Source organism: Lonsdalea quercina subsp. quercina, from assembly GCF_000688655.1.
Taxonomy (GTDB): domain Bacteria; phylum Pseudomonadota; class Gammaproteobacteria; order Enterobacterales; family Enterobacteriaceae; genus Lonsdalea; species Lonsdalea quercina.
Genome location: NZ_JIBO01000011.1, coordinates 90403 through 99683, shown reverse-complemented (window position 1 = coordinate 99683; position 9281 = coordinate 90403). Strand labels below are relative to the sequence as shown.

Genomic DNA, 9281 nt, shown 5'->3' with positions numbered 1-9281 from the left:
GGAGAACAAGAATCGCATACTCCTTGCAAAGCCGTTTTTGATTTAGCGCGGTATCGAAGGGAAATAGCGTGTGGGCAAAACGAGACCCACATCAAAGATCGTCGAGAAAGGTCTTGTCTAGCTGTTTGAAGGCGCGTTTAAGTACATCTGCCAGCATCTGATACGTCGGCTTTTCTTCGAGCGGCGCCAGAGCGAGTCCGGCTTCCAGCAGTCGTTGACGAATGTCATGAAACCACTGTAATAAGGAAGGCGGCAATGGCGTGATGGCGCGACGGCCCAGCCACCACAATCCCTGCATGGGGAGACTCAACGCGAACAGCGCGGTCGCCACCACCGGACCCAGCTGACCGCCCAGAGCGACCTGCCAGGAGAGCGTAAACACGGCGAGCGGCGGCATAAAACGAATAGCGAAAAGTGTGGTGCGTACGACGCGGTTCTCTGGAAACACCGGGGCCAAACGCTTGTCTGCAGGCCAGGTCTTCATATAATGCTGGCCCAGTTTCAGTAACTTGAACCAACCCGCTTTACCGGTAGGATTTGTCGTCATAACACACCTCAACTTCATGTATAAAAAATAAAAAAATCCGTACAAATCACCAACTAAAATTAATAAGCTTAAAATATATTTTGTGTTTAACGAACGCTATCGGTATCCTAATTCCGGCCTTTTGCCGCACTGCATATTAAGGCGTGGTGGCGGACCTCCGCCTCTGACTGGTGAGGCCAAATCCCACCCCAAGTCAGCTTTATCTTGCCCGGCAACTGCAAAGTTTCACAGCGTCGATGTCACCGTCACTCCGCATTAGGTATTAAAAGCGCCGCGCGACGTCGACACTTTATATTGTCATGTCTGGTAAATTCTACCAAGCCATGATGTTAATCATAAATGTCATCCGCGTTACGCGCTATGCTGCGCGCCGCATGATATTTCTTTAACCATGTATAACAAGTAGGTACCTCCATGTCGAGTAAGTTAGTCCTGGTTCTAAACTGTGGTAGCTCATCCCTCAAGTTTGCCATCATTGATGCCGTCAACGGGGACGAATACCTGTCTGGCCTGGCCGAATGTTTCCACCTTCCCGAAGCACGCATCAAATGGAAATTGGATGGAGGNAAACAGGAAGCCGATCTGGGTGCTGGCGCAGCTCACAGCGAAGCGCTGAACTTCATCGTCAACACCATCCTCAGCCAGAAACCAGAGCTTTCCGCTCAGCTGGTTGCTATCGGCCACCGTATCGTCCACGGCGGCGAGAAATTCACCCAGTCCGCGGTGATCGACAGCAACGTTCTGCAAGGCATTAAAGATGCTGTTCCGTTTGCGCCGCTGCACAACCCGGCTCATCTGATCGGTATCGCCGAAGCCCTGAAATCTTTCCCGAACCTGGCTAACAAGAACGTGGCCGTTTTCGACACTGCGTTCCATCAGACCATGCCGGAAGAAGCCTACCTGTATGCTCTGCCGTACAAACTGTACACCGAACATCATATCCGTCGTTACGGCGCGCACGGCNCCAGCCACTTCTATGTGTCTCAGGAAGCCGCTAAAGCGTTGAACAAACCGCTGGATGAACTGAACGTCATCACCTGCCATCTGGGCAACGGCGGTTCTGTTTCCGCTATTCGCAACGGTAAATGCGTTGATACCTCCATGGGTCTGACGCCGCTGGAAGGTCTGGTGATGGGCACCCGTAGCGGCGACATCGATCCGGCTATCGTGTTCCACCTGCACGACGCGCTGGGCATGAGCATCGACGACATCAACAAAATGCTGACCAAAGAGTCTGGTCTGCAGGGTCTGACCGAAGTCACCAGCGACTGCCGTTACGTTGAAGATAACTACGAAACGAAAGCCGATGCGAAACGCGCCATGAATGTATTTTGCCACCGCCTGGCGAAATACATCGGTGCCTACAGCGCCCTGATGGAAGGCCGCCTGGACGCGGTAATCTTCACCGGCGGCATCGGTGAAAATGCGGCCATGGTTCGCGAACTGACCCTGAAACAGCTGGGCCTGCTGGGCTTCGAAATCGACCACGAGCGCAACCTGGCAGCGCGCTTCGGCAAGAGCGGCAACATCAGCAAAGATGGCAGCCGCCCGGCGCTGGTCATTCCGACCAACGAAGAGCTGGTTATCGCGCAGGACGCACTCCGCCTGACCGCGTAACCGAAAAATCAGTATCCTAACTCCGTCAGCTCAGGCTGACGGAGTTGTTTTTGAGCAACGAGCAACCGCAAAGAGGTTAAGCCGTGTCCCGTACAATCATGTTGATTCCAACTGGCACCAGTGTGGGTCTGACCAGCGTCAGCCTGGGTGTCATTCGTTCCATGGAGCAGAAAGGCGTCCGCCTGAGCTTGTTCAAACCTATTGCCCAGCCGCGTTCCGAAGATCAAGCGCTGGATCAGACCACCGCTATCATCCGCGCCAACTCTGCGATCAACGCCGCAGAACCGCTGCAAATGAGCCACGTGGAATCTCTGCTGAGCTCTAACCAGCAGGACGTTCTGCTGGAAGAGATCATCGCCCGCTACCATGAAAATACCCAAGATGCGGACGTGGTACTGGTGGAAGGTCTGGTTCCGACCCGCAAACATCAGTTCGCCAACGCGCTGAACTACGAAATCGCCAAAACGCTGAATGCGGAAATCGTCTTCGTAACCGCGTTGGGNAACGATTCCGCCGATCAATTGAAAGAGCGAATCGAATTGGCTCGCTCCAGCTTCGGCGGCAGCAAAAACCAGAACATCACCGGCGTGATCATCAATAAGCTGAACGCCCCGGTTGACGAGCAAGGCCGTACTCGCCCGGATCTGTCGGAAATTTTCGATGATTCCACCAAGGCAAACGTCGCCAACATCGATCCTAAGCAGTTGTTCGCCAACAGCCCGCTGCCGGTGCTGGGCTGCATTCCGTGGAGCTTTGAGCTGATCGCCACCCGCGCGGTGGATATGGCCAAACATTTGAACGCCCGCGTCATCAATGCCGGCGATATCGAAACACGCCGCATTAAATCCGTGACCTTCTGCGCACGCAGCATTCCCAACATGCTGGAGCACTTCCGTCCTGGCTCCCTGCTGGTGACCTCGGCAGATCGTCCCGACGTCTTGGTTGCAGCCAGCTTGGCGGCAATGAACGGCGTGGAAATCGGCGCCCTGCTGCTGACTGGCGGCTACGAAATGGACCCGAGCATCAGCGCCCTGTGCGAACGCGCATTCCAGACCGGCCTGCCTGTCTTCATGGTAGAAACCAACACCTGGCAGACCTCGCTGACGCTGCAAAGCTTCAGTCTGGAAGTGCCTGCCGACGACCNCCAGCGTGTGGAAAAAGTGCAGGAGTATATCGCTCGCTTCATCAACACGGAGTGGATTGAGTCTCTGTCTGCGGCCTCTGAAGGTTCGCGCCGTCTGTCTCCGCCAGCCTTCCGTTACCAGTTGACTGAACTGGCGCGTAAAGCCGGCAAACGCATCGTTCTGCCGGAAGGCGACGAGCCGCGCACCATCAAAGCGGCAGCCATTTGTGCCGAACGTGGTATCGCTCACTGCGTCCTGCTGGGCAATCCGGAAGAGATTCAGCGTGTCGCCGCCGTTCAGGGCGTTGAACTGGGCCAGGGCATCGAAATCGTCGATCCGGCCGCCGTCCGCGAACGTTATGTTCCGCGTCTGGTCGAGCTGCGTAAAAACAAAGGCATGACCGAAGTCGTCGCCCGCGAACAGCTGGAAGACAACGTCGTGCTGGGTACGCTGATGCTGGAGCAAAACGAAGTCGACGGTCTGGTTTCCGGTGCGGTTCACACCACGGCCAACACCATCCGTCCGCCGCTGCAGCTGATCAAAACAGCGCCGGGCAGCTCTTTGGTGTCTTCCGTCTTCTTCATGCTGCTGCCGGAACAGGTTCTGGTCTATGGCGACTGCGCTATCAACCCGGATCCGACCGCTGAACAGCTGGCTGAAATCGCGATTCAGTCCGCCGACTCCGCCGCCGCCTTCGGCATTGACCCGCGTGTGGCGATGATCTCCTACTCCACCGGTAATTCCGGCGCAGGCAGCGACGTTGAGAAAGTCCGCGACGCGACTCGTATCGCTCAGGAAAAACGTCCTGACCTGATCATCGACGGTCCGTTGCAGTATGACGCCGCCATCATGGCCGACGTGGCGAAATCCAAAGCGCCGAACTCACCGGTCGCAGGTCAGGCTACCGTGTTCATCTTCCCGGATCTGAACACCGGTAACACCACCTACAAAGCCGTGCAGCGTTCCGCGGACCTGATCTCCATCGGGCCGATGTTGCAGGGTATGCGTAAGCCGGTGAACGATCTGTCTCGCGGCGCACTGGTTGACGATATCGTCTATACCGTCGCGCTGACCGCCATTCAGGCCACGCAGATCGCTCAGTAAGTTCGCATCAACCACGCAAAAAAAACGCCAGTTCTGCAATGAACTGGCGTTTTTTTATGGCTCGGCTTGGGCACAGGAAGATCGTTAGTTGGGACGGCCTGCAAAGCGCAAACTACCGCTGATTATTCGCCCGTATACAGTATTCGCGGCGCGCGTTATGCCTCGACCGTCGCGTCCGACTCGCCGTCGTCCGTCTTCATGGTCTTCTCCACCGGTGATTTCGTCGTACGCGGGGCGGACGCCATACGTTCACCGGCCGTATTACGACTGAGCCAGAGCGACAGCGCCTTCAGTGAGTCTGGCGTGAACTCGTCGCAACGCGCCGTGATCTCTTCCGGCGTCGACCAGCTCACTTCTGCGACCTCTTCTTCCTGTAGCGCGAATGGGCCATGACTGACGCAACTGAACAACGCGCCCCATACGCGGCAGTCTTCGCTTTCGTAGTAAAACAACCCATGCTCAGCCAGCGGTACTCCGGCAATGCCCAGCTCTTCCTCGGCTTCGCGGCGGGCAGATTCCAGCATATTTTCACCGCTTTGCACCACGCCGCCCGCCGTGGCATCCAGCCATCCCGGATAAAAATCCTTGGTGTCCGTACGACGCTGCACCAGGACCTGTCCCATTCCGTTGTGAACGACGATGTAGGTCGCGCGATGGCGCAGACGTTGAGCGCGCATCTGTTGGCGGCTAGCCTGCCCGATGACTTCGTTATCTTCGCTAACGATATCCACCCACTCTGTACCCGTGGTCTGAATTTGTTCCGCCATCCTCTGAAACCCTTGCCTTGACGCGATATCACGCGCACTTGTTATTAAATAGTCGGCCCCGGCTGCTTTTCACGAGATCTTTCGATACGCGCATTATTTTTCTTACAGCCAGGCATGAAATCACGGTCTGGTCTCTACAGCACACATTGACGAGGTACTGACGCCACCACGACCTTCAAGAAGCGTAAAGCTAAGTTAGTGTGTAATCGTCACCTGCGCAATAGGGTCCCCCCCATCCAATGGCACAACCTGCAACACCCCTCCGTCCAACAGGCCGTAGCTGGCTGGGTAACCGCCTTTTGGCAGGCTGACGGAACCGGGATTAAAGCAGTAGATCTCGTCGCGACGTTCCGCCAGAGGAATATGCGTATGGCCGTAGGTCAGCACATCGCCGTGATTTAATGGCGGCTGCTGGTCTGGATTATACAGATGTCCGTGAGTCAGGAAGAGTCGGTTCGTCGGCAATAGCACTTGCTGCCAGGGCGCGGTGATAGGGAAATGCAGCAGCATCTGATCGACTTCGCTGTCGCAGTTACCGCGCACGGCGATGATACGGGCCGCGTACTCATTGAGACGTGCGGCCACCTGCGCCGGTTGATAATTTTCCGGCAACGGGTTGCGTGGGCCGTGATTCAGAAAATCGCCCAGTAGTATCAACCAGCGGGCTTCAGATTGTTCGAAAGTTTCCAGCACTTTTTCCGTGGCGGCCAGCGAGCCATGCAGATCGGAGGCAAACATCAGTTTCATAGTGAACTCCCAAAGGATCGTAAACTGTTCTACCGATGAGTTTACCAAAANCCCCCACGATGCTTAGCGGCTAATAACGGCAAAGTTTGTCGATTCACTCGCTCTTCACCCCGACAGCATGAAAAGCGTGCGATGAGCTTCGCTAAATTGGCGACCACGGCAGCAAAAAGAGCATGGTCCCTTATACTTATTGTTAGTTTATCTTTTGTGGGTTACGGCGATGATCTCATTTCGACATGCAGCGAGGCTTTAGGATGCGACTTTTAATCACAGGCGGAACCGGACTCATCGGCCGGTACCTGATTCAGCGGCTACTGGCGCTCTCACATACCATTACCGTGCTGACCCGCAGTCCGGAAAAAGCGCGCGGCGCCTTAGGCGATCAGGTCAATTACTGGCCCAGTCTGGAAGGCAAAACGTCTTTGGATGAATTCGATGCCGTCATCAATCTGGCTGGCGCGCCGATTGCCGACAAGCGTTGGACGCCCGAACAGAAAGAGCTGCTCTGCCAAAGCCGCTGGAAACTGACCGAGCAGTTGGCGATGCTGATTAAGAACAGCGCGACGCCCCCTTCAGTCCTGATTTCCGGCTCAGCCGTGGGTTTTTACGGCAATCAGGGACAGGCTCTGGTGACCGAGGATGAAACCCCGCACGATGAGTTTACTCACCGACTGTGCGCCCGTTGGGAAGCATTGGCTCAGGCGGCTGAAAGCGACAAAACACGCGTCTGCCTGGTGCGCACGGGCATCGTCCTGTCCACCGAGGGCGGAGCGCTGGCGAAAATGCTGCCGATTTTCCGATTGGGATTGGGTGGGCCGATGGGATCCGGCAAACAGTACATGGCCTGGATTCATATCGACGATATGGTGAACGGTATTCTTTATTTGCTGGAGTCTCCCGAGTTACGCGGCCCTTTCAACTTCTGCTCGCCCTACCCGGCGCGAAACGAGAAGTTCAGCGCGATCCTGGCTCATGTGCTGCATCGGCCGGGCATACTGCGCGCGCCGGCTTTCGCGCTGAAGCTGATGATGGGAGAAGCGGCGACGCTAATCCTCGACGGGCAACGCGCCGTTCCCCAGCGTCTGGAAAGCGCCGGCTTCGGTTTCCGCTTCTTCGAGCTGGATGAAGCGCTCGATAATCTGATCAACCATACCGGCTGAAAGCACAGCCGACGAACGCGGCTACTTCAACGCGCCTGACAAAAACTGCCTCAGGCGCGGACTTTGCGGGTTGCCGAACAGTTTCTCCGGCGTCCCCTCTTCTTCCACAACGCCCTGATGCAGGAATATAACGTGGTTTGAGACGTGGCGTGCAAACTCCATTTCATGCGTCACCACCACCATCGTTTTCCCCTCTTCCGCTAGTTGCTGCATGATGCGCAACACTTCGCCCACCAGTTCGGGATCCAGCGCCGATGTCGGCTCATCAAACAGCAGCACGTCCGGCTCCATCGCCAACGCGCGGGCGATAGACACGCGCTGCTGCTGTCCGCCGGAAAGGTCGGCCGGATAGCGATCCTGCGACGCGCCGCTAATTCCCNCTTTATTCAAATAAAACTCCGCCCGTTGCCGGGCTTCGGCCTTGCTTAGCCCCAGCACCTGTATGGGCGCTTCCATGACATTTTCCCGGGCCGTCATAAAGCTCCACAGGTTGAAATGCTGGAACACCATGGTTAAGCGCGTCCGCAGTAGCTGGAGTTGTTTTTTATCGAATATTTTCAGTTGACCGTCTTTATCGCGCACCATCCGGATTTCCTGTCCATTGACATGAATGGACCCTTCATAGGGCCGTTCGAGGAAATTGATGCAGCGCAGCAGCGTGCTTTTGCCCGACCCCGATGAGCCGATAATTGAAATAACGTCACCCGCCCTGGCCTGTAATGAGATTCCTTTCAGTACTTCGTGCTCCCCATAGCGCTTATGGAGTTCTGTGACCACCAGTTTGGTGTCCTGCATGTTCTTTTCCTGCATGATTAGTGTGTGGCGCGGGTATGAAGATGACGTAACCAGCGACGTTCCGCTCTGCGGAACAAGCCAATCAGCACGAACGAAATCGCGAGATACATGACGGCCGCGATGCCGAAGGCGTAAAACGGCTGATAGGTGGCGGCATTGATGTCGCGGGCGATTTTCAGAATGTCCGGCACCGTCACGGTGAAAGCCAGCGCCGTTGAGTGCAGCATTAAAATTACTTCATTGCTGTAAGCTGGCAGCGCGATGCGCAGTGCGCCGGGCAAAATAATGCAGCGATATTGCTTGAAGCGGGAAAAACCGTAGGCCCGCGCCGCCTCGACTTCGCCGCTGGGAATAGAGCGAATGGCGCCCGCGAAAATCTCGGTGGTATAAGCGCAGGTGTTCAGCGCCAGCGCCAGAACGGCGCAGTTCATGCCACTACGGAAAAACGCGTTCAGCATGTCCGTTCCGCGAACGATTTCCAGGCTGTAAACCCCGGTGTAGAACACCAGCAGCTGCACATACAGCGGCGTGCCGCGGAAGATGTAGGTAAAGGTCCAGACCGGCAGCCAAAAACGTCGCCGTGGCGATACGCGTGCGATCGCCAGCGGAATAGCCATGGCGCCGCCGATAACGACCGAGATAATCAGCAGCCACAGCGTCATCGCCAGCCCGGTCATTCGATAACCGTCGCTCCACAGCAAGGACTGCCAGTATTGTTGCAGGATCTCACTCATAATTAACTTTTTTCACTCCCTGCGAATAGCGTCTTTCTAACCACCACAGCACGCCATTGGAGACAGTGGTAAAAATCAGGTACATCACCCCCGCCACCATCGCAAAGTAGAACGGCTGATGCGTCCCCTTTCCTGCCAGTTGCGTCGCTTTGATGACATCGTTGAGCCCCAGCAGGGAGACCAGCGCCGTGGCTTTGAGAATCACCTGCCAGTTGTTGCCGATCCCCGGCAGCGCAAAGCGCATCATCGACGGGAACATAATGCGTCGAAAGACCTGCAGCGGCGTGAAGCCGAAGGCCACGGCCGCCTCAATCTCTCCGCGCGAAACGGCGAGATAAGCGCCGCGAAACGTCTCGGTAAAATAGGCGCCGTAGATAAAGCCCAGCGTTATGATACCGGCCGCCATCGGATCGATATCGATTTGCGACATGCCTATAATTTCCGTCAGGTCGTTCAACACAATCTGCAATCCGTAGAAAATCAGCAGCATCAAAACCAGATCGGGGATACCGCGAATCAAGGTGGTATAGCCGGTGAACACGCCCGAGAGCAGCCGGCGGGAGGAAAGTTTGGCGCTGGCGCCGACCAGACCGATTGCCAGCGACAGCAGCAACGAGCAGACGGCCAGTTGCAACGTCAGGCGCGAACCCTCAATGATGAGTTCAGAGTAGCCATGCAGCATCAGT

General features: G+C 56.1%; 9 protein-coding genes. 3 read left to right on the top strand and 6 right to left on the bottom strand.

Annotation, left to right across the window (positions count from 1 at the left end; all coding sequences use genetic code 11):
* Positions 1–91 precede the first annotated feature (91 nt).
* A complete protein-coding gene (gene yfbV, locus RZ35_RS12290) occupies positions 92–547 on the bottom strand; it encodes a terminus macrodomain insulation protein YfbV (RefSeq protein WP_026743583.1) in 456 nt (151 codons plus the stop codon).
* 414 nt (positions 548–961) lie between these two features.
* On the opposite strand from yfbV, the gene ackA reads away from it, so the two are divergent.
* A complete protein-coding gene (ackA, locus tag RZ35_RS12285; RefSeq protein WP_026743582.1) occupies positions 962–2164 on the top strand; it encodes an acetate kinase in 1203 nt (400 codons plus the stop codon).
* 83 nt (positions 2165–2247) lie between these two features.
* A complete protein-coding gene (gene pta, locus RZ35_RS12280; protein ID WP_026743581.1) occupies positions 2248–4392 on the top strand; it encodes a phosphate acetyltransferase in 2145 nt (714 codons plus the stop codon).
* A gap of 155 nt (positions 4393–4547) precedes the next feature.
* Here pta and yfcD read toward each other — a convergent pair whose 3' ends face one another.
* Complete coding sequence (gene yfcD, locus RZ35_RS12275; protein ID WP_074728131.1) at positions 4548–5159, bottom strand: NUDIX hydrolase YfcD; 612 nt, start codon at positions 5157–5159, stop codon at positions 4548–4550.
* A 195-nt stretch (positions 5160–5354) separates the two neighbouring features.
* Positions 5355–5906, bottom strand: coding sequence for a phosphodiesterase (yfcE, locus tag RZ35_RS12270; protein ID WP_026743580.1), 552 nt, complete (start codon positions 5904–5906; stop codon positions 5355–5357).
* Between the two features lie 254 nt (positions 5907–6160).
* On the opposite strand from yfcE, the gene RZ35_RS12265 reads away from it, so the two are divergent.
* Positions 6161–7066 carry a TIGR01777 family oxidoreductase gene (locus tag RZ35_RS12265; RefSeq protein WP_026743579.1) on the top strand — a complete coding sequence of 302 codons (906 nt, stop codon included), beginning with the start codon at positions 6161–6163 and terminating at the stop codon, positions 7064–7066.
* A 21-nt stretch (positions 7067–7087) separates the two neighbouring features.
* Here RZ35_RS12265 and hisP read toward each other — a convergent pair whose 3' ends face one another.
* Genes hisP through RZ35_RS12250 form a run of 3 tightly spaced genes read right to left on the bottom strand, consistent with a single transcriptional unit; the run spans position 7088 to position 9277 of the window.
* Positions 7088–7861 (bottom strand): histidine ABC transporter ATP-binding protein HisP, encoded by a 774-nt coding sequence (hisP, locus tag RZ35_RS12260; protein WP_036153336.1) that lies wholly within the window; start codon positions 7859–7861, stop codon positions 7088–7090.
* 17 nt (positions 7862–7878) lie between these two features.
* Complete coding sequence (locus RZ35_RS12255; protein WP_026743577.1) at positions 7879–8595, bottom strand: ABC transporter permease; 717 nt, start codon at positions 8593–8595, stop codon at positions 7879–7881.
* Complete coding sequence (locus RZ35_RS12250) at positions 8588–9277, bottom strand: histidine ABC transporter permease HisQ (protein WP_026743576.1); 690 nt, start codon at positions 9275–9277, stop codon at positions 8588–8590. Before RZ35_RS12250 ends, RZ35_RS12255 begins: the two co-directional genes overlap by 8 nt.
* Positions 9278–9281 lie beyond the last annotated feature (4 nt).